This is a genomic window from Klebsiella sp. 10-1 (assembly GCF_009758445.1).
In the GTDB taxonomy this organism is placed as follows: domain Bacteria; phylum Pseudomonadota; class Gammaproteobacteria; order Enterobacterales; family Enterobacteriaceae; genus Klebsiella; species Klebsiella scottii.
The window spans coordinates 56,986-77,564 of record NZ_WQRE01000012.1 but is presented as its reverse complement, the minus strand read 5'-3'; the positions used below and the strand labels follow the sequence as shown (position 1 = coordinate 77,564).

The 20,579-nt window shown below is 56.8% G+C and carries 20 protein-coding genes; 5 read left to right on the top strand and 15 right to left on the bottom strand.

What is annotated here, in order from left to right; all coding sequences use genetic code 11:
• The first annotated feature begins 5 nt into the window (after positions 1–5).
• Positions 6–1,169 carry an acetyl-CoA C-acyltransferase FadA gene (fadA, locus tag GO007_RS26750; RefSeq protein WP_095105212.1) on the top strand — a complete coding sequence of 388 codons (1,164 nt, stop codon included), beginning with the start codon at positions 6–8 and terminating at the stop codon, positions 1,167–1,169.
• A 306-nt stretch (positions 1,170–1,475) separates the two neighbouring features.
• On the opposite strand, the gene fre is transcribed toward fadA, so the two are convergent.
• Together fre and ubiD are read right to left on the bottom strand one after the other, a co-directional pair.
• A complete protein-coding gene (gene fre / locus GO007_RS26745) occupies positions 1,476–2,177 on the bottom strand; it encodes an NAD(P)H-flavin reductase (protein ID WP_095105211.1) in 702 nt (233 codons plus the stop codon).
• Positions 2,178–2,232: 55 nt separating this feature from the next.
• Positions 2,233–3,702, bottom strand: coding sequence for a 4-hydroxy-3-polyprenylbenzoate decarboxylase (gene ubiD / locus GO007_RS26740; protein WP_095105209.1), 1,470 nt, complete (start codon positions 3,700–3,702; stop codon positions 2,233–2,235).
• A 177-nt stretch (positions 3,703–3,879) separates the two neighbouring features.
• Here ubiD and rfaH point away from each other — a divergent pair, with 177 nt between their 5' ends.
• Positions 3,880–4,368 carry a transcription/translation regulatory transformer protein RfaH gene (gene rfaH / locus GO007_RS26735; protein WP_041143524.1) on the top strand — a complete coding sequence of 163 codons (489 nt, stop codon included), beginning with the start codon at positions 3,880–3,882 and terminating at the stop codon, positions 4,366–4,368.
• Positions 4,369–4,376: 8 nt separating this feature from the next.
• Here the strand turns inward: rfaH and tatD are convergent, their stop codons facing one another.
• The 9 genes from tatD to udp form a co-directional block, all read right to left on the bottom strand.
• A complete protein-coding gene (tatD, locus tag GO007_RS26730; protein ID WP_189339928.1) occupies positions 4,377–5,171 on the bottom strand; it encodes a 3'-5' ssDNA/RNA exonuclease TatD in 795 nt (264 codons plus the stop codon).
• A gap of 27 nt (positions 5,172–5,198) precedes the next feature.
• On the bottom strand, positions 5,199–5,972 hold the full coding sequence (gene tatC, locus GO007_RS26725) for a Sec-independent protein translocase subunit TatC (protein WP_041143522.1): 774 nt from the start codon (positions 5,970–5,972) through the stop codon (positions 5,199–5,201).
• Positions 5,973–5,974: 2 nt separating this feature from the next.
• Positions 5,975–6,511: a Sec-independent protein translocase protein TatB gene (gene tatB / locus GO007_RS26720; protein ID WP_095105207.1), complete on the bottom strand. Its 537-nt coding sequence runs from the start codon at positions 6,509–6,511 to the stop codon at positions 5,975–5,977.
• A 3-nt stretch (positions 6,512–6,514) separates the two neighbouring features.
• Positions 6,515–6,766 (bottom strand): Sec-independent protein translocase subunit TatA, encoded by a 252-nt coding sequence (tatA, locus tag GO007_RS26715; protein WP_095105206.1) that lies wholly within the window; start codon positions 6,764–6,766, stop codon positions 6,515–6,517.
• 131 nt (positions 6,767–6,897) lie between these two features.
• Positions 6,898–8,538: a ubiquinone biosynthesis regulatory protein kinase UbiB gene (gene ubiB, locus GO007_RS26710; RefSeq protein ID WP_095105205.1), complete on the bottom strand. Its 1,641-nt coding sequence runs from the start codon at positions 8,536–8,538 to the stop codon at positions 6,898–6,900.
• Positions 8,535–9,140, bottom strand: coding sequence for a ubiquinone biosynthesis protein UbiJ (gene ubiJ / locus GO007_RS26705; RefSeq protein ID WP_095105203.1), 606 nt, complete (start codon positions 9,138–9,140; stop codon positions 8,535–8,537). Before ubiJ ends, ubiB begins: the two co-directional genes overlap by 4 nt.
• Before the next feature lie 13 nt (positions 9,141–9,153).
• Positions 9,154–9,909 (bottom strand): bifunctional demethylmenaquinone methyltransferase/2-methoxy-6-polyprenyl-1,4-benzoquinol methylase UbiE, encoded by a 756-nt coding sequence (ubiE, locus tag GO007_RS26700; RefSeq protein WP_095105202.1) that lies wholly within the window; start codon positions 9,907–9,909, stop codon positions 9,154–9,156.
• A gap of 70 nt (positions 9,910–9,979) precedes the next feature.
• Positions 9,980–11,428, bottom strand: coding sequence for a DNA recombination protein RmuC (gene rmuC, locus GO007_RS26695; RefSeq protein ID WP_095105201.1), 1,449 nt, complete (start codon positions 11,426–11,428; stop codon positions 9,980–9,982).
• 141 nt (positions 11,429–11,569) lie between these two features.
• The gene (gene udp, locus GO007_RS26690; RefSeq protein WP_095105200.1) at positions 11,570–12,331 is read right to left on the bottom strand and encodes a uridine phosphorylase; all 762 of its coding nucleotides are present in this window, start codon (positions 12,329–12,331) and stop codon (positions 11,570–11,572) included.
• A 267-nt stretch (positions 12,332–12,598) separates the two neighbouring features.
• Here udp and GO007_RS26685 point away from each other — a divergent pair, with 267 nt between their 5' ends.
• A complete protein-coding gene (locus GO007_RS26685) occupies positions 12,599–13,414 on the top strand; it encodes a dienelactone hydrolase family protein (protein WP_095105199.1) in 816 nt (271 codons plus the stop codon).
• 81 nt (positions 13,415–13,495) lie between these two features.
• On the opposite strand, the gene metE is transcribed toward GO007_RS26685, so the two are convergent.
• A complete protein-coding gene (metE, locus tag GO007_RS26680) occupies positions 13,496–15,760 on the bottom strand; it encodes a 5-methyltetrahydropteroyltriglutamate--homocysteine S-methyltransferase (RefSeq protein ID WP_095105196.1) in 2,265 nt (754 codons plus the stop codon).
• A 236-nt stretch (positions 15,761–15,996) separates the two neighbouring features.
• On the opposite strand from metE, the gene metR reads away from it, so the two are divergent.
• Complete coding sequence (metR, locus tag GO007_RS26675) at positions 15,997–16,950, top strand: HTH-type transcriptional regulator MetR (RefSeq protein WP_095105193.1); 954 nt, start codon at positions 15,997–15,999, stop codon at positions 16,948–16,950.
• On the opposite strand, the gene GO007_RS26670 is transcribed toward metR, so the two are convergent.
• The 3 genes from GO007_RS26670 to pldB all read right to left on the bottom strand — a co-directional run bounded on the left by GO007_RS26670 (position 16,838) and on the right by pldB (position 19,811).
• Complete coding sequence (locus GO007_RS26670; RefSeq protein ID WP_095105190.1) at positions 16,838–17,737, bottom strand: carboxylate/amino acid/amine transporter; 900 nt, start codon at positions 17,735–17,737, stop codon at positions 16,838–16,840. The two genes, metR and GO007_RS26670, sit on opposite strands and share 113 nt — an antisense overlap.
• A gap of 88 nt (positions 17,738–17,825) precedes the next feature.
• Positions 17,826–18,626 (bottom strand): sugar/pyridoxal phosphate phosphatase YigL, encoded by an 801-nt coding sequence (gene yigL / locus GO007_RS26665; protein WP_095105185.1) that lies wholly within the window; start codon positions 18,624–18,626, stop codon positions 17,826–17,828.
• A 192-nt stretch (positions 18,627–18,818) separates the two neighbouring features.
• Positions 18,819–19,811, bottom strand: coding sequence for a lysophospholipase L2 (pldB, locus tag GO007_RS26660; RefSeq protein WP_095105183.1), 993 nt, complete (start codon positions 19,809–19,811; stop codon positions 18,819–18,821).
• A gap of 109 nt (positions 19,812–19,920) precedes the next feature.
• Between pldB and rhtB the strand changes: the two genes are divergently transcribed.
• The gene (gene rhtB, locus GO007_RS26655) at positions 19,921–20,541 is read left to right on the top strand and encodes a homoserine/homoserine lactone efflux protein (RefSeq protein ID WP_095105181.1); all 621 of its coding nucleotides are present in this window, start codon (positions 19,921–19,923) and stop codon (positions 20,539–20,541) included.
• Positions 20,542–20,579 lie beyond the last annotated feature (38 nt).

Sequence of the window (20,579 nt, the reverse complement as noted above, 5' to 3'; positions counted from 1 at the left end):
TCACAATGGAACAGGTTGTCATTGTCGATGCAATTCGTACCCCGATGGGCCGTTCAAAAGGCGGCGCGTTTCGCCACGTGCGTGCGGAGGACCTCTCCGCGCACCTGATGCGTAGCCTGCTATCGCGTAATCCGGCGCTCGATGCGACCACGATCGACGATATCTACTGGGGCTGCGTACAGCAAACGCTGGAGCAGGGTTTTAACATCGCACGTAACGCCGCGCTGCTGGCGGAGATCCCGCACTCGGTACCCGCGACGACGGTTAACCGCCTGTGCGGCTCATCTATGCAGGCGCTGCACGATGCGGCGCGCATGATCATGACCGGTGACGCGAGCGTCTGCCTGATTGGCGGCGTGGAACATATGGGCCATGTCCCGATGAGCCACGGCGTCGATTTTCACCCGGGCCTTAGCCGTAATGTCGCCAAAGCTGCCGGCATGATGGGCCTGACGGCAGAAATGCTGGCGCGTCTTCACGGCATCAGCCGCGAGATGCAGGACCAGTTTGCCGCACGCTCCCACGCTCGGGCATGGGCAGCCACGCAATCCGGCGCTTTTAAAAATGAGATTGTCGCCACGGGCGGTCACGATGCCGACGGGGTACTGAAATCATTTAACTATGACGAAGTCATTCGCCCGGAAACCACCGTGGAAGCGCTGGCCGCGCTGCGGCCCGCCTTTGACCCGGTCACCGGCACCGTCACGGCGGGGACCTCTTCCGCCCTCTCCGACGGCGCTGCCGCCATGCTGCTAATGAGCGAGAGCCGCGCCCGGGAGCTGGGGCTGAAACCCCGCGCCCGCGTCCGCTCAATGGCCGTTGTTGGCTGCGATCCTTCCATCATGGGCTATGGACCGGTTCCGGCATCAAAGCTGGCGCTGAAAAAGGCCGGACTGACCGCCAGCGATATCGATGTTTTTGAAATGAACGAAGCGTTTGCCGCGCAGATCCTGCCGTGCATAAAAGATCTGGGCCTGACGGAGCAGATTGACGAAAAGATCAACCTTAACGGCGGTGCGATCGCCCTGGGCCACCCGCTGGGCTGTTCCGGCGCGCGTATCAGCACTACGTTAATTAATCAGATGGAGCGCAAAGACGCGCAGTTTGGGCTGGCCACCATGTGCATTGGGTTAGGTCAGGGGATCGCGACGGTATTTGAGCGGGTTTAATTGAGGGGTTATCTCAAGCCATTGGCGCCAGAACAAGGCGGCAAGCGAATGATAAATTCGTCAGGAACGAATTTGAACAGCCGAAGGCTGCCTTCGGTGAGGGACATGGATGTCCCTTATTCATCCCGATGAGCTTACGCATAAATAGTAAGCGATTCGGGTGAACGAGCCTAGCCAACGCAGTTATGGTGATAATGGCAAAAAGAGAAGGTTTAGTTGCCGTTCTTCCCGCCTGTCAGGGGCGGGTTTTTTATTTCTGCAATCTACCATCAGCCGCCCCTTCCCGAAAGAACGGGGCGCCGATAATCAGATAAACGCGAAGGCATCGCCAAACAGGCGATCTTCACGCGCATGACGCTCGTTGCAGAACAGGTCACGGGCAATTTTAGCCATCTCGAAGCGACCGGCAATGTAGATATCATGCTCCGCCAGGGTGCCGTAATCCTGAAGCACCGCGGTCAGCACGGTCCCGGAACGTCCGCGCCAGTCTTCTTCCGGCTGTTCAACAACCGGCTCGATGCGCAGGCCAGGATGCTCAATGCTCAGCGCTTCCAGCTCAGACAGATCGTAGAGGTGCTTCGCCTCGCGGCCGCCCCAGTAGATGGCAATATCGCGATTCGGATTGCGGGCCAGGGCCGTTAACAAAATGGAACGCACGTATGAAAAACCGGTTCCCCCGGCAATGAGGATGAGCGGACGATCCTCATCTTCACGCAGCCAGGCTTCGCCATGCGGAATATCAACCTCAATCTCACGCTCTTTCAGGATGCGATCCATTACCGCCATCGCATACAGATTTAGCTCAGAAGCGCCGATATGCAGTTCAATAAACTCCTGCTCTGCTGGCGTAGAGGCCATAGAGAACGGACGCTTGTCGCGCTCGTCCATTACCACCATCAAATACTGGCCGGCGCGGAAAGAGAAAGCCGCTTCTGGCACTAATCGAACGCGATACACGGTATCGGTAATCGCCTCCACCGAGGTCACTTTACAGCTTAAGGTTGTCATGCGTCCCCTCTGTCGGGTCTATAGAGCAAAACAGCGGCGTTAGCCCCGCTTACTGTTATTTAAAGATAGCCAGTTCGTCCCAGATGGCGTCGATGCGCGCCGTCACCTCGGGATCTTTTTTAATCGGGCGGCCCCATTCTCGCTGGGTTTCGCCTGGCCATTTGTTTGTGGCATCCAGCCCCATTTTTGAACCCAGGCCGGAAACCGGCGAGGCAAAATCCAGATAATCAATTGGCGTATTTTCTACCAGTACCGTATCACGAGCCGGGTCCATCCGGGTAGTAATCGCCCAGATCACATCGTTCCAGTCGCGCGCGTTAACGTCATCATCGCAGACAATAACGAACTTAGTGTACATAAACTGGCGCAGGAACGACCATACGCCCATCATTACGCGTTTAGCATGCCCGGCGTACTGTTTCTTCATGGTGACCACCGCCAGGCGGTAAGAGCATCCTTCCGGCGGCAGATAGAAATCGACAATTTCCGGGAACTGCTTTTGCAGAATCGGCACAAAGACTTCGTTTAGCGCCACGCCTAATACGGCAGGCTCATCGGGCGGTCTTCCGGTGTAGGTCGAATGGTAAATGGCATCTTCGCGCCGGGTGATATGGGTCACCGTAAACACCGGGAAGCTATCCACTTCGTTGTAATAGCCGGTGTGATCGCCATACGGTCCTTCCGGCGCCATTTCCCCTGGCTCAATATACCCTTCCAGCACAATTTCAGCGCTGGCAGGCACTTCCAGATCGTTAGAAATACACTTCACGACTTCCGTTTTCGTTCCGCGCAGCAGGCCGGCAAAAGCGTACTCCGAGAGTGTATCGGGAACCGGCGTCACTGCCGCAAGAATTGTCGCCGGATCGGCGCCCAGCGCCACGGAGACCGGAAAACGTTCTCCTGGATGCGCCGCGCACCACTCCTGGAAATCCAGCGCGCCGCCGCGATGGGATAGCCAGCGCATAATCAGCTTATTTTTGCCAATCAGCTGCTGGCGATAGATGCCCAGATTCTGCCGCTCCTTATGCGGGCCGCGGGTTACCGTCAGCCCCCAGGTAATCAGCGGCGCGGCATCATCCGGCCAGCAGGTCATAATCGGGATCTGCGTCAGGTCAACGCTCTCGCCTTCGATAATTTTCTGCTGACAGGGCGCGCCGCGCAGGCGCTTAGTCGGCATATTCAGTACCTGCTTAAACTGCGGCAGCTTATCGAAGAGATCGCGAAAGCCTTTTGGCGGCTCAGGCTCTTTGAGGAAAGCTAACAGCTTGCCCACTTCCCGCAGCGCGCTAACGTCTTCCTGCCCCATGCCCATCGCCACGCGCTTCGGCGTGCCAAACAGATTACACAGCACCGGCATGGTGTAACCTTTAGGATTTTCAAATAGCAGAGCCGGGCCGCCGGCACGTAAAGTGCGATCGGCAATTTCGGTGATTTCCAGATGAGGATCGACCGGCAGGGATATCCTTTTCAGCTCCCCCTGCTGCTCCAGTAATGTCAGAAAGTCGCGTAGATCGTGGTATTTCATGGAGTTGTTATTGACCTCTATACAGGCGGCTGATTATACGGTGTTCATCGGCGCCATGCTGTACTTTTGTTAAATTAGCGTGAAAGAATATAGAATTTTAGTTTTCACTTATAATGGCTTTCGCGATCGCTCCAGGCTTTTGTTATGCTTGCTACTAATCGAGTGGAAAGAGTTATTATGCAAGCCTGGTATTTACTGTATTGCAAGCGTGGGCAGCTTCAGCGCGCCCAGGAACATCTCGAACGGCAGGCGGTCAATTGCCTGATGCCGACGATCGCACTGGAAAAAATCGTCCGCGGTAAACGCACTACGGTCAGCGAACCCCTGTTCCCTAACTATCTGTTTATCGAATTCGATCCGGAAGTTATCCATACCACGACCATTAGCGCTACGCGCGGCGTGAACAGCTTCGTTCGTTTCGGCGCCCAGCCGGCTACCGTACCGTCGGCGGTGATTCATCAGCTCTCGATCTATAAACCGGAAGGCATTACGGACCCGGAAACGCCGCACGGGGGCGATAGCGTGCTGATTACCGACGGCGCGTTCGAAGGCCTGCAGGCGATCTTCAGCGAGCCGGATGGCGAAACCCGCTCTATGCTGCTGCTGAACCTGCTTAACAAACAGGTGCTGCAAAGCGTCAAAAATACTGACTTCCATAAAATCTGACGGCACGGTTAAAAGCGAACGCCAAAGAGCGTTCTGGCGTTCGTGTCGGTAACCTCTTCCAGCCTCTGAGCCTCCTCACCGCGCCAGCCGGCAACGCGCGTCAGAATGTGCGGCAGATACATGGGCTCATTGCGCCGGGAATTGGGTTTAGGGCTCAGGTCACGCGGCAGTAAATAGGGCGCATCGGTCTCAATCAGCAGGCGATCGGCCGGGATCTCCGTCAGCAGATTGCGCAGCTCAAGGCCGCGACGCTCATCGCATACCCAGCCGGTGATCCCGATATACAAACCCCTCTCCAGACACTCGCGCACCTCATCACGACTGCCGGTGAAGCAGTGCAGCACCGCTCCGGGCAGCTTATCCAGCCACGGCGCGAGCAGAGTCAGAAAGCGCTCGTGGGCGTCGCGGCAGTGCAAAAATACCGGCAGCGAAAGCTCAGCCGCCAGCGCCAGCTGCGCGCTAAACGCCGCTTCCTGCTCCGCCGGAGTCGAAAAGTTGCGGTTGAAATCGAGACCGCATTCGCCAATTGCCACCACTTCCGCCCTGCGCGCCAGCTCGCCGATCGCCACCGCGACCGACTCCGTCCAGCTGCTGCTGTCATGCGGATGTACCCCTGCGGTTGACCAGCAGCGTGAATAGCGCCGCGCCATCTGCTGCGCCTGTTCGCTTTCATGGAGATTGGTGCCGGTCAGCAGCATACCGGTCACTCCGGCGGCCTGAGCGCGGGCAACGACCTCATCGCGATCGCGGGAAAATTGTGAACTGGTCAGATTTACGCCAATATCGAACATCGCCCCTCCCATATGACAACCGCCCTGACGGGCGGTTAATTACTCTTCTTTGCTGCCCGCCTCTTCAGCGGCGGCATCTTCATCACGCGTCAGTCGTTTTCCGGTGTAGAAGCGGGCGAAGAAGACCCCAACTTCAAACAGGCAGTACATCGGGATCGCCAGCAGCGTTTGTGAGAATACATCCGGCGGCGTCAGCAGCATACCCACAACGAAGGCGCCGACCAGCACATAGGGGCGTTTCTTACGCAGATCGTCCGGCGTGGTGACGCCCATCCAGCACAGCAGCACGATGGCCACCGGCACTTCAAACGAGACGCCGAAGGCGATAAATAACGCCATAACGAAGTCGAGATAGCTGCGGATATCGGTGGAGACCTGCACGCCTTCCGGCGCCGCGTGCGTCAGGAAGCCGAACGCCAGCGGGAACACCACAAAGTAGGCGAAGGCCATACCGATGTAGAACAGCAGCGTACTGGAGACCAGCAGCGGCATCACCAGCCGGCGTTCATGCTTATACAATGCAGGCGCCACAAAGGCCCAGACCTGATAAAGAATGACCGGCACCGACAAAATGACCGAGACCATAAATGTCAGCTTGATCGGCGTAAAGAAAGGAGAGGCTACGTCCGTGGCGATCATCGTCGCGCCTACCGGCATCTGCCGGATGAGCGGTGCCGAAACCAGCTGATAGATGTCGTTGGCAAAGTAAACCAACGCCAGAAAAATCACCAGAATCGCGAGAATGCTGTTGATCAGACGCTTACGCAGCTCAATCAGATGCGAAATTAGCGGTTGAGTATCGTCTACGCCCATTTTTACGGTTTATCACTCGATGCGGGAGAGGAATCGGTAGCTTTTACGGCAGCTTTTTCTTTGGCTTCAGGAAGCTCGGTCGACGGCGGAAGCGGCTCATCGACAGCGCTGGCTGGCGCATGAACCGGCGCGCTGGCCTGATACTCGGCCGTCGCCGGCGTGATGTCCTGGCGCTGTTCTTCGCTGCCTTTCACCACCGGGTTATGGATAGTGTTCGCTTCGTCACTGGCTTTCTCAGGATCGTGAGCGGAATAGGAGCGTTTCATGGATTCGGCCGCTTCACGCAGTTCGTCCATTGAGGCCTTCAGCTCAGGCGTCAGGTTATCCAGGCTCGCCTTTTCCACTTTCTTCAGGCTTTCCTGAAATTCCTGCAGTTTTAGTTCCTGAGTAATCTCATTTTGTACGGTGGCCGCCAGCGACCGCAGCGTGCGGATCCAGCTAGCCACCGTTTTTACCGCTACAGGCAGTCGCTGTGGCCCCAGTACGATAAGGCCAATCACAAACACCAGCAGTAGTTCACTAAAACCGATATCGAACACGAATTACACCTGCTCTTTGTCGTGGCGTTTTGTCTCGTCTTTTTTCGCATCATCCTGCTTATCAGCGATAGATTTCGCCGCGAAATCTGCATCCTGAGTCCCGTTTTCAGGTTTTTCATCATCATTCATGGCCTTTTTAAAGCCCTTGATTGATGCGCCTAAATCCGACCCCAGCGAGCTCAGCTTTTTTGTCCCAAAAAGCAGAACTACGATGACGACAACAACTAATAACTGCCAGATACTGATACCACCCATACACATTCCTCTATGACAGATGATGAATTAATGGGACGCATTATACACGTCATCCTGCGGGTCGCCTCTTTGTCCGGCCGCTCGCATGACTTCGCGCATGAACGAATGCGCCGTGATGAAGGCAATACCGCTTAGCGCGTTTTCCGCCAGCCAATCAGCCAGGTCACAACGCCACCGGCCATTAGCCAGCCGGGCATCAGGCCCCACTCCGGTCGGTGGATGAATAACAGAGTACCGCTAAGTAACAAAACGGCGCCTATACCAAACAGATAACGGGACTGTCCCTGGCGAGCGTGCCGCACCTGGATGTCCCGGACAATAGTATCAACGCTGTTCTGCAGCTGTTTGCTCTGCTGCAGGCTTTGGTACACCAGCTCCGGTATCTCCGGCATTCTTTCAATCCAGAACGGCGCTTTTTCTTTGAACGCGCGTACCAGCGCCGGAATACCGACCTGATCTTTAATCCACGACTCAAGGAAAGGCTTCGCCGTTTTCCACAAGTCTAACTGAGGATAGAGCTGGCGGCCTACCCCTTCTACGTAAAGTAATGTCTTCTGTAACAATACCAGCTGCGGCTGAACTTCCATATTGAAGCGCCGGGCGGTATTGAACAGGTTCAGCAAAACATGCCCAAAGGAGATTTCAGCCAGCGGCTTTTCGAAGATAGGTTCGCAGACGGTGCGGATGGCAAATTCGAACTCTTCAACGTTTGTATCCGCAGGCACCCAGCCGGAATCAACGTGCAGCTCGGCAACTTTGCGATAATCGCGGTTGAAGAAGGCAATGAAATTTTCCGCCAGATAGCGCTTATCCTCTTTATTCAGCGAGCCCACAATGCCGCAGTCAATGCCGATATATTTCGGGTTCTCCGGATGTTCGTAGCTGACAAAAATATTACCCGGGTGCATGTCGGCGTGGAAGAAGCTGTCGCGGAATACCTGGGTGAAAAAGACCTGCACGCCCCGCTCTGCGAGCAGCTTCATATTGGTGCCCTGGGCCTCCAGCGCCTCGACATCGGAAACCGGGATGCCGTAAATCCGCTCCATCACCATCATGCCTTCGCTGCAGTAGTCGGAGTAAACCTCCGGAACGTACAGCATTGGGCTATCTTCAAAATTCCGCCGCAGCTGGATAGCGTTTGCCGATTCGCGCAGCAGGTTGAGCTCGTCGAGCAGCGTTTTTTCATATTCGCGCACCACTTCCTGCGGGCGCAGGCGGCGGCCGTCGGGCAGCAGGCGAGGTACCCAGCGCGCCAGGCGATAGATAAGCTTCATATCCGCTTTGATAACCGGCACGATGTCCGGGCGGATAACCTTAATCACGATCTCTTTGCCGTTCTCTTTCAGGCGCGCGGTATGTACCTGGGCAATCGAGGCGGAAGCCAGCGGCTCAATCGAGAAATCATCAAACCAGGCCTCAACCGGAAGGCCGCCCATCGCCTGCTCGATCTGCTTTTTAGCCTGCTGACCATCAAACGGCGCCACGCGATCCTGCAGGAGCGCGAGCTGATCGGCAATTTGCGGAGGAAAGAGATCGCGACGAGTTGACAGCATCTGACCAAATTTGATCCAGACGGGTCCCAGCTCCTGTAACGCAAGGCGTAAGCGTTCGCCGAGGGGTTGGTCTTTATGACGATTTGGCATCCAGAACAGCGTGCGCCGCCAGATACGCAGCGGCAGCGTGATACGCATCCTGGGGATCAGCTCATCAAGCCCGTAGCTCAAAAAGGTGCGGATAATAAGATACAGGCGCCGTAATTCTCCTGGCGTCATTTGCCCTCCAGCATTTCCAGCCGTTTTTCAAGCGCAGACAGGGCGCGTTCCGCGGCGGCGGTCTCTTCCCCAAACCAGGCCATTTCCAGCGGACCTGGCGCCAGACGCCACTCTTCGGTGAGCGTCTCAGCAACATACCGCTGCTGGCGCTGCGCGCCGTGCAGCAGGAAGCGAGCGCCGGTGCGGAATACTTTGCTGACGCCCTCGGCGACAATATCGCCGGTATACGGGGCCAGCAGCTCTGCGGGATCGAACTCCGCCAGATCGCACAGCGTCACCATATTCTGCACCACCTGCAAATCGCCCTGCACCTGCAGGTCGCCGCTGCGGATAAGCGCGGTAAGCTGCTGACGATTGCGCAGCTGCGGCAGAACGCTCAGGCGGGTGATGACGGTACAGTCCGCTTCGCCTTCCCACGCGCCGAGCACATCGACCTGGCGGTCGCTAAAGACCAGAACCACCGGCGTCGCCAGCTCCTGCAGCTCCACGCGCAGCACTTTCCCTGACAAACGCTGACGCGCCGGTTTTAAGGCCTTATCGCGCCAGAGAAAAGTATTCAGGACCGTCTCAATACCCGCGGTTACCAGTGGTTTGAAAGGCATAGCGTCTCCCCTGTCAGAACTTATAACCGCGGTGTAACGCCACGATACCTGCCGTCAGGTTGTAGTAATCGACGCTTTCAAAGCCCGCATCCTGCATCATGCCCTTCAGGGTGTCCTGATCGGGATGCATGCGAATAGATTCCGCAAGGTAGCGATAGCTCTCGCCGTCGTTAGCCACCAGCTCCCCCACGCGCGGCAGGATATGGAAGGAGTAGGCGTCGTACGCTTTGCTAAGCGGCTCAATAATCGGTTTTGAAAATTCCAGCACCAGCAGACGTCCGCCCGGCTTCAGAACCCGGTACATGGAACGCAGCGCTTTTTCTTTATCAGTGACGTTACGCAGGCCGAATGAAATAGTGATGCAGTCAAAGGTGTTATCGGCAAACGGCAGCGCTTCCGCATTTGCCTGAACGTATTCAACGTTGCCGATAATGCCGATGTTGCGCAGCTTTTCGCGGCCCATTTTCAGCATTGAATCGTTAATGTCTGCCAGCATGACGCGGCCAGACTCACCCACCAGGCGGGAGAATTTCGCCGTCAGGTCGCCGGTGCCGCCGGCCAGATCCAGTACGGTCTGCCCACGACGCACGCCGCTGCAATCGATGGTGAAACGCTTCCACAAACGATGAATACCGAACGACATCAAATCGTTCATCACATCATATTTTGCGGCCACAGAATGGAATACATGCGCAACCATGTCCGCCTTCTGCTCTTTGGCAACCGTCTGAAAGCCAAAGTGCGTCGTTTCTTGTGAATCCTCAACCATCTCAATGCCTGCTTGCTTATCAAGAAAATGTTCAGCGAGTGTAACAGATTTAGCGCATTTCCCATACGGTTCAACGCGGCTGAGAACCCTCACCTGACATCGATGCAGCGGAAGATTCTGATGAAAATTCGTTATTTTCCGGTGAGTTATCATCCTCATCCAGCCGGTATTCATCGTCCTGGGCGGTTGCCTGCTCGACTAAGTCAGGATTAATCCCGCGCTTAACCTCCACGCCGAGGCCACGAAAGGCTTCAGCCTGCACCAGCAGGTTGCCGCGGCCGGAGGCCAGCTTTTTCATCGCCTGGCGGTAATTATCCTGCGCTTTGTCGAGGCTCTGGCCTATTGCGGACATATCATCGACGAACAGCCGCATTTTGTCGTACAGGCGGCCCGCGCGTTCGGCAATTTTCTGCGCATTGCGGCTTTGGTGCTCATAGCGCCAGAGATTGGCAATGGTACGCAACGCCACCAGAAGCGTGGTGGGGCTGACCAGCATAATATTGTGCTGCAGCGCTTCGCTGATCAGTTCGGGCTGGCGGTCTATCGCCAGCAGAAATGCGGGCTCAACGGGGATAAACATCAGGACGTAGTCGAGCGATCGCAGCCCCGGCAGCTGTTGATAATCTTTCCTGCCAAGCAGGCGGATATGGCTGCGCACCGACGCAATATGCTCCTGCAGCGCCGCCTCGCGGGCGTAATCATCTTCGGCGTTAAAGTAGCGCTCATAGGCCACCAGCGTCATTTTGGCATCAATGACCACGTCTTTTCCCTGCGGCAAACGGACGATCACGTCCGGCTGCATCCGCGAGCGGTTTTCCGTTTCAATACTGACCTGGGTCTGGTATTCGTAGCCATCCCGCAGCCCGGAAGCCTCCAGCACGCGGGTTAAAACCACTTCCCCCCAGTTGCCCTGGGTTTTGTTATCGCCTTTAAGCGCACGGGTCAGGTTCAGGGCCTCCTGAGCCATCCGGGTATTCAGCTGCTGCAAATTGCGGATTTCATGGGCCAGCGTGTGGCGTTCTCGCGCCTCCTGACCGAAGCTGTCCTGTACCTGGCGACGAAAACCGTCCAGCTGTTCGCGCAGCGGCGTCAGCAGGCCGTGCAGGCTTTGCCGGTTCTGCTCATCAACCCGCCGGTTGCTGTGTTCGAAGATACGGTTAGCCAGATTTTCAAACTGCTCGCTGAGTCGCTGCTCGCTGTTCACCATCTGGCGAATTTTCTCTTCCGCATGTAGCTGGGTGGATTCAAGGCGAGTGGTGACTTCACGGAGATCGGCCTCCAGCGAACTATTGATATCGCGCAGGCTGCGCAGCTCATTATTCAGCAGCTCGCACTCATCGCGCCAGTGGGCCGCCTGCACCAGCTGCTGCCGGGCCGAGCTCAGCTCAATATCCAGCTCGCGCCGCTCTTCAATAAGGTCAGCACGCGTTTGATCGGCGGCGGCCTTCGTCGCCAGCCAACCGACGACCAGCCCTACGGCCAGCGCCGCGATGGCACTTATAATCATTGAGATATCCACAACGCCCCCTGCTACTGCAACCGCTTACGGCACAAAAATAGAATTGTGCTGTACAAACGTCCAGTTTAAAAGGAATTTCCTGCGAGGCGCAGCGCAAAAAAGAGAGGCCGGACGAGCCGGCCTTCGCAACGAGGGGATGAACTACAGCAGACGGCTGGCCGCTTCAACGACAATTTTCACCGCATGGCTTTCGGTTTGCTTCATGGTTTCGGCGTCAGGTATTTCCTGCTGGGTACGGTTAACGATCACCCCGGCAACCATCCCGGCACGCAGGCCCTGGCTGGAGCACATGGTCAGCAGCGTGGCGGATTCCATTTCATAGTTCATCACGCCCATCGCCTGCCACTCTGCCATCGAGCCTTTAAAACGGCTCACCACGCGACCGGAAACGGTGTCATAGCGCTCCTGGCCCGGATAGAAGGTGTCGGACGATGCGGTCACGCCGATATGAGTCGTCGCACCGATTGATTTAGCCGCTTCCACCAGCGCGGTGGTACAGGCAAAGTCAGCGACTGCCGGATATTCCATTGGCGCAAAGTGCAGGCTCGCGCCGTCGAGGCGTACGGATGCCGTGGTAACCAGAACGTCGCCAACGTTAATATTCGGCTGGATGGCGCCAGTGGTACCGATACGCAGGAAGGTATTGATTCCCAGCTGAGCCAGCTCTTCAACAGCAATCGATGTCGACGGGCCGCCGATACCGGTAGAGCATACAATCACCGGCTTGCCGTCAAGCTCGGCGCGCCAGGAGGTAAATTCGCGGTGAGATGCCAGCTTGACCGGCTTATCCATCAGCGCGGCGATCTTTTCCACACGCTCCGGATCGCCAGGGACGATAGCCAGCGTAGCCCCTTGTAAATCGTTTTTGGTGAGGCCGAGATGAAAAACATCAGACTTAGACATAAAAAACTCCTCTGTGGGTCGAATTATCAGCAGAAGCAAAACGGTACTTTACAGAAGCCATCCGCTTAATTTTGTGACACCAATCACCATGAATGAAAATCATTGCAACAATATTCCATTAAATAGTGAGTTACGTCACATTAACAAGTTATATTCACTGCAGCTGAACAAAAGATAGCCTGTTTCGGGCACTGTGATTCGTTAACGTTCGGTCTTAAGAGTCTATAGTTATCGATGCGCTGATAAATTAAGGGTACGGAGAATACCATGACCACAACCAAGCAACCCGGCTTTGCACCTGCAGCCACCCCGCACGCTTCTACCGCCGTTTATACGCCGGAAGAGAGCATTACTGCCGGAGAAACCTCTATCCCTTCCCAGGGAGAGAACATGCCGGCGTACCATGCCCGGCCAAAAAATAGCGATGGGCCGCTTCCGGTGGTTATCGTGGTGCAGGAAATTTTCGGCGTCCATGAGCACATCCGCGACGTTTGCCGTCGTCTGGCGCTGGAAGGCTATCTGGCTATCGCCCCAGAGCTGTACTTTCGCCAGGGCGATCCGAATGAGTACACCGATATCCCGACGCTATTCCAGGAGCTGGTCAGCAAAGTCCCGGACTCTCAGGTGCTGGCAGACCTTGACCATGTCGCCAGCTGGGCGGCGCGTCATGGGGGCGACGCTCATCGCCTGCTGATCACCGGTTTCTGTTGGGGCGGACGAATTACCTGGCTCTATGCCGCGCATAACCCGCAGCTGAAGGCCGCGGTCGCCTGGTATGGCAAACTGGTCGGGCAGAAAACGCTGAACTCCGCGAAGCATCCGGTGGACATCGCCGTCGATCTTAACGCGCCGGTGCTGGGACTCTACGGTGCGAAGGATGAGAGCATCCCGCAGGATACGGTAGAAACCATGCGCCAGGCGCTGCGCGCCGCCAACGCTACGGCAGAAATCGTGGTCTACCCACAGGCCGGACACGCGTTTAATGCCGACTATCGTGCCAGCTACCACGAGGAGTCGGCGCAGGACGGCTGGCAGCGCATGCTGGCGTGGTTTGCTCAGTATGGCGGACGGAAGAAAGCCTGAACTTACGCTCCCGACGAATAAAAAATAAAAAAGAGGAGGCATTAGCCTCCTCTTTTATTATCACGCTACCGCTGCGGCTCTTTACGCGGATTCACGCAGGTTCTGCGCGGCTGTGACCATGTTAGCCAGCGCAGCGCGGGTTTCCGGCCAGCCGCGAGTTTTCAGGCCGCAGTCCGGGTTAACCCACAGACGCTCCGCAGGGATGCGCTGAGCGGCTTTCTCCAGCAGGGCTTCAATCCACTCTACGCTCGGAACGTTAGGCGAGTGGATGTCATACACCCCCGGCCCGATTTCGTTCGGATATTCGAACTCCTCGAACGACTCCAGCAGCTCCATGTCGGAACGCGAGGTCTCAATGGTAATCACGTCCGCGTCCAGCGCCGCGATAGAATCCATGATGTCGTTGAACTCGCAGTAACACATATGGGTATGGATCTGGGTATCATCCTGCGCCACAGCGGCGTTGATACGGAAGGCTTCCACGCCCCACTGCAGGTATGCATCCCAGTCGCTACGCTTCAGGGGCAGGCCTTCACGCAGTGCCGGTTCATCAATCTGAATGATGCCGATACCCGCAGCCTCAAGATCCGCGACCTCATCACGCAGCGCCAGCGCAATCTGCTTAGCAATCTTTTCACGACTGACGTCTTCGCGCGGGAATGACCAGCACAGAATCGTCACCGGGCCGGTCAGCATGCCTTTCACCGGTTTGTCGGTGAGAGACTGCGCGTATTTCGCCCACTCAACGGTGATGGCTTCCGGGCGGCTGACATCGCCGATAACCACCGGCGGCTTCACGCAGCGCGAACCGTAGCTCTGCACCCAGCCGTTTTGCGTAAAGATAAAGCCGTCGAGATGCTCACCGAAATACTCCACCATGTCGTTACGCTCGGCTTCACCGTGTACCAGCACGTCCAGGCCTAAACGCTCCTGCTCAACGATCGCCTGCTTAATATGTTCCGCAATGCCGGTACGGTAGTTGTTAGCGTCGAGATTACCTTTCTTGAAGTCCAGGCGCAGGCCGCGAATCTCAGTGGTCTGCGGGAAAGAGCCGATGGTTGTGGTCGGCCATGATGGCAGGTTAAAGCGGGCGCGCTGCGCCTGGGCACGCTCTGCGTACGGGCTGTTGCGCTGGCTGTCCCGGGCGGTAATGGCCGCCAGACGTTTTTCCACCGCGGCGTTGTGTACGCGGGTCGAGTGGCGACGGGCCTGAATCGGCGCGCTCCACTCCTCAAGAGCGGCGGTATCGCCGCTGTTCAGCGCATCGCGCAGCAGCGCCAGCTCTTCACATTTTTGCAGGGCGAAGGCAAACCAGCTTTTCACTTCCGCATCCAGGCGGGTTTCCACGCTCAGATCGATCGGGCTGTGCAGCAGGGAGCAGGAGGAGGCCACCCACAGCGGACGTTTGCCGACGATCTCTTTAATTTGCGCATATTTCTCGGTGAGATCCGCACGCCAGACGTTACGCCCGTTGACCAGGCCCGCAGAGAGCAGCCAGTCTGACGGCAGGCGCGTATTCAGTTCGGCAACATCATCTTTACCGTGAACCAGGTCAACGTGCAGACCCTGCACCGGCAGCGCGGTGATGGTATCGAGGTTGGCTCTAACCCCTTCAAAATAGGTGGTCAGCAGCAGCTTAACCTCTCCCTGTAGCGCATCGTATGCCGGCTTGAAGGCATCCAGCCACGCCTGCGGCAGCTCCAGCACCAGCGCCGGTTCATCAATTTGCACCCACTCAACGCCGCGTTTTGCCAGCTCCGCCAGCACCTGCCGATAGACCGGCAGAATATCGTTCAGCAGATCCAGACGATCGAACTGCTCACCCTTCACTTTACCCAACCACAGATAAGTGACCGGGCCAAGCAGCACGGGCTTCACCTTATGGCCCAGCGCCAGGGCTTCGTCAACTTCGTCCAGCAGCTGGGTCCAGGTCAGTTTGAACGCCTGACCTTTCACAAACTCCGGCACCATGTAGTGATAGTTAGTGTTAAACCATTTGGTCATTTCCGCCGCTGCCGCCGGTTCGCCGGTCGGCGCGCGGCCGCGGCCAATGCGGAACAGCGTATCGATATCGACGGAGCCGTCTTTGTTCTGATGACGAGCCGGCACGTTACCCAGAAGCAGGCTGGTGGTCAGAACATGGTCGTACCAGGCGAAATCGCCCACCGGCAGCAGATCGATGCCCGCCTGCTTTTGCTGATCCCAATGGCGAGCGCGCAGCTCGCGACCCACCGCCAGCAGTTCTTCACGGGTGGCGTTACCCGCCCAGTAGCTCTCTTGCGCTTTTTTCAGATCGCGGCGCAGACCAACGCGAGGGAAACCGAGGGTGTGATTAATAATTGTCATTTTTTGAGCCTCATGATGTGCAAATCCTAAGGATTTTAAATTCAGAGAAGGCGGCAAGTTTGCTCATCCCCGGGAGGTTACATAAGTCAGTGACCGGGGTGGGGAAACGTAGCCAACGCGCTATTAATTTAAAAGACGACGGATTTTTTAGACGTCCAGATGTTTACACATCCATAATTGGCGGTTACTGTATATTCCTCAAGCGCAAATTATTCATGCCGAAGTGAAGGACTTTCATGATCGAAATTAAACACCTGAAAACGCTGCTGGCGTTGCGGAATAGCGGTTCACTGGCGGGCGCAGCAGCGGCCCTGCACCAGACCCAATCCGCCCTGTCCCACCAGTTCAGCGATCTGGAACAGCGCCTTGGCTTCCGTCTGTTTGTGCGTAAAAGTCAGCCCTTGCGCTTCACCGCCCAGGGGGAGATTTTGCTGCAGTTAGCAAACCAGGTGCTGCCGCAAATCACCCGCGCCCTGCAGGACTGTAACGAGCCGCAGCAAACCCGGCTGCGCATCGCCATTGAGTGCCATAGCTGCATTCAGTGGCTGACGCCGGCGCTGGAGAGCTTCCGCGCCAGCTGGCCGCACGTTGAGGTTGATTTTCAGTCCGGGGTAACCTTTGACCCGCAGCCTGCGCTGCAGCAGGGCGAGCTGGATCTGGTGATGACTTCCGATATTCTGCCGCGCAGCGGGCTGCACTATTCGCCGATGTTTGATTTTGAAGTGCGCCTGGTGCTGGCGCCGGATCATCCGCTGGCCTTGAAAACGCGGATTGTGCCGGAAGACCTGGCCGCAGAGCTGCTGCTGATTTACCCGGTGCAACGCAGTCGCCTGGATATCTGGCGCCACTTCCTGCAGCCGGCGGGCATCAGCCCACAGCTGAAGAGCGTCGATAATACGCTGCTGTTAATTCAGATGGTTGCCGCACGCATGGGCATCGCGGCGCTGCCGCACTGGGTAGTGGAGAATTTTGAACGCCAGGGTCTGGTGGTGACCAAAACCCTCGGGGACGGCCTGTGGAGCCGGCTGTACGCCGCCGTGCGCGATGGCGAGCAGCGTCAGCCGGTTACCGAAGCGTTTATTCGCTCAGCGCGGAACCACGCTTGCGATCATCTGCCGTTTGTCCGGAGTGCGGAGCGACCCAGCGGCGATGGACCCACAGCGAGGCCAGGATCACCAGAGCCCCGATAATAAAGCTCGGCCAGTGGGGCTGCTCCTGCCAGATGGCAAGGTTAACCAGCAGCCCGGCTGGAACATGGACGTTATTCATGATGCCCAGCGTTCCGGCATCCACCTGCGTCGCCCCGTAGTTCCACATAAAGTAGCCTAACCCTGACGCCACCACGCCGAGCCATACCAGGATGCTCCACTGGAGGGTAGTCGTCGGCAGCCTGTGCGGGTTGCCCAGCATAAGCCAGGCCGCAACCGCCACCAGCAGCGCCCCCATATAGAACCACGCGAAAGCGTTGTGCTGGGGCATCGGCCGCAGCTCCATCAGGCGTTTGTAGCCCACCATGCCGATGGCAAAACAGATATTCGACAGCTGAACCAGCAGCAGCCCGGTCCAGAAATGATCGCTCACTTTATCGTAGCGAATAATGGCCGCCCCCAGCACCGCCAGCCCGGCGCTGAGCAGGTAGCCCCAGCGCAGCTTGCGCCCGCTGATCAGGTCATAAATCAAGGTGATATAGAGCGGCGTAAATACCGTAAACAGCAGGAATTCAGATACCGTCAGGTAGAGGTAGGCGCGGAACGCCAGCAGATACATAATGCCAAGCTGCATGGCCCCTACCAGCATATACAGCACGATAGTACGCGGCGACTGCCCGCGGGTGCGCAAAAACGGCAGGAACACCAGCGCCGCCAGCCCAACGCGCATCAGCACCGAAAAGTAGCTATCCACGCTGCCCGCCAGGTATTCGCCGATCAGGCTAAAGGAGAAGGCCCACAGGATGGTGGTAATAATCAGTAGCGCCACAATGAATGTCTCTCAGGAGGAAGAGCACTCATTGTAGCGAAGAGTCAGGTTGACAACTGAACAATAAACCGACAGTCGTCAATCTTTATCAGGAGAGATAGAGCCTGCGCAGATAGTGCGGCACCGCATCGTCGGCGTTGCTGCCAATCACCTCCAGCTCGGGGTGAAGATCTTTCAGGCGCTGGTGCGCATTCAGCATAATGCAGCCTTTTCCCGCCATCGATAGCATCTCTGCATCGTTCATGCCGTCGCCAAAGGCGATACAATCCTTCAGGCTATAGCCCAGCATTTTGGCCACCGCTTCGAGGGCATGACCTTTCGATACGCCGCCCGCCATTACTTCCAGACAGGTCAGCGTGGAGAAGCTGACGTTTACGCGATCGCCCCAGCGCGCGTTGATCGCCTGCTCCAGCGGCAGCAGATGCTGGTGATCCTCGCAGGTGAAAAACACCTTGCTGATCCCCTGAGAATCAAGCTCACCGGCCTCGTACAGCTTGTAGTTAAACACCGCTTCTTTGAAAAAACGCATCTCTTCCGGGCGGTGGCGGTTCATGTACCACTCGTCGTCGCGATAAACGTTGGTGACGACCAGCGGATCGCTACGCATCATCTCAAACAGATCGCTGGCAATATCGCGATCGAGGTTATGGGCAAACACCTGATTCCCCTCGCTATCGTGCACGCGCGCGCCGTTGGAGGTGATCATGTAGGACTTAATGCCGAGATTATCGCGAATCTGCCCGACATCGATGTAATGACGGCCGGTAGCAAAAACAAAATTAATGCCGCGAGCGGTCAGCAGCTGCAGCGTCTCTTTCGCGTAGGGGGTTAAGTAGTGATCGGGGGAAAGCAGCGTGCCATCTAAGTCAGACGCAACAACCTGGTACATAAAAATTTTAACCTCTAAGCAGGGCGACGAGCGTTTTCGTCGGATTAAGAGCCTATCCCATTAGGCTATTTTATTTGCCATTTTGGACCTGGGCAGTGCTCACAATCCTCACGTACTACGTGTACGTTGCGGTTGTTCCGCGCTGTCGGTGTCCAAACTGGCTGCAACAATTTACACCTGCTGGGATAGGCTCTAATTGTGTCGAGTGAAAAAATCGACGATGGCATTGAGCGCGACTGAGCGCATGGCGTCCTTTTCAAAAAGGATCTCATGGTATGCCCCTTCTATGACAAGCGGCTTATTACCTTCGCAGGGGTGGCCCGCCGCAGCGCGGAGCTCGCAGTAGCGCTCGTGCATACGGTTGTCGACCACGCGTTCTTCTTCAGCCTGCAACAACAGCGTGGGGGTAATATCTTTTTCTACGCCAGCCAGCGCCTCTTCGCCCGCGAGGATCCCCTCGCGCACCCAGTGATACGTTGGCCCGCCCACCCTCAGCTGGGGTTCGTCCGCATAAAAACGCAGGTTGCGCCGGTAGCGCTGGCGGCTATGCGTCAGGACGTTAACCGAGAAGGGCAGCGCCCGCCAGCGGCCGGTGCCAATGGCGTACTCTTCACGAATGCGCTGATAGCCCTCAGCCCAGTCGAGAATATGGCGCACCATCCAGTCCGGGAGGCGCATGACGATCCCGAACATCGGCGCGCACAGCACGATGGCGTCACAGTGCTGGCGGTGGCGTTGCAAAAATAACGTCGCGATTGCACCGCCCATTGAGTGGGCCAGTATAAAGCGTTTTCGCCAGTGGCCTGGCGCAACTTCCTGCTGCCAAAGCGCAGCAAGATCGTCAACATAATCGCTGAAGTTGACGACGTGACCACGGTGGCTATCGGTTAATATGCGCCCCGATCGCCCCTGTCCGCGGTGATCGATAATCATCACATCAAAACCGCTGTGGAACAGATCGTAGGCCAGCTCGGCGTACTTCACGTAGCTTTCGATACGCCCCGGGCAGATAACCACCACCCGGTCGTGTTGTTTGGCGCAGAAGCGAACAAAGCGGACCGGGATGCTATCCACGCCCGTAAATTCCGCTTCTTCCCGCTGTCGCCAGAAATCGGTCAGCGGCCCCATAGTAAAAGCCGCAAACGCGTTTTCTCGTGTGTCCCAATCCTTTTGCTGCCAAAACATCGGGTTTACACCCCTGTTAACCGCCAGAAATCGTTTTTTTATCGTGTATCACACAAGGCTTACACAATAGCGTATTGTGGCATAAAAACAGACAATCAGGGAGTTTCTCATGACGTTCGAGTGGTGGTTCGCCTATCTGCTGACATCGATTATTCTCAGCCTGTCCCCGGGCTCAGGGGCGATTAATACCATGACCACCTCAATCAACCACGGCTACCGCGGAGCGACGGCCTCGATTGCCGGCCTGCAGACCGGCCTAGCGATTCACATCGTTCTGGTGGGTATTGGTCTGGGAACGCTGTTTTCCCGTTCGGTGCTGGCCTTTGAAGTGCTGAAATGGGCGGGCGCGGCTTATCTTATCTGGCTGGGCATTCAGCAGTGGCGAGCCGCGGGGGCAATCAATTTGACGACCCTCGCCAAAGCGCAAACCCAGGGGAAATTATACCAGCGGGCGGTTTTCGTTAATCTGACCAACCCGAAGAGCATTGTGTTCCTGGCCGCCCTGTTCCCGCAGTTTATCGTGCCGCATCAGCCCCAGGTGATGCAGTATCTGGTACTGGGAGTCACCACCATTGTGGTCGATATCATCGTGATGATTGGCTATGCCACGCTGGCGCAGCGCATTGCGGTATGGATTAAGGGGCCAAAGCAGATGACGGCGTTGAACAAGATCTTTGGATCGCTGTTTATGCTGGTTGGCGCGCTGCTGGCTTCAGCGCGCCACGCCTGAGGTGAATAGCCCGGCCAGGCGCCGCCTGCCGGGTCGTT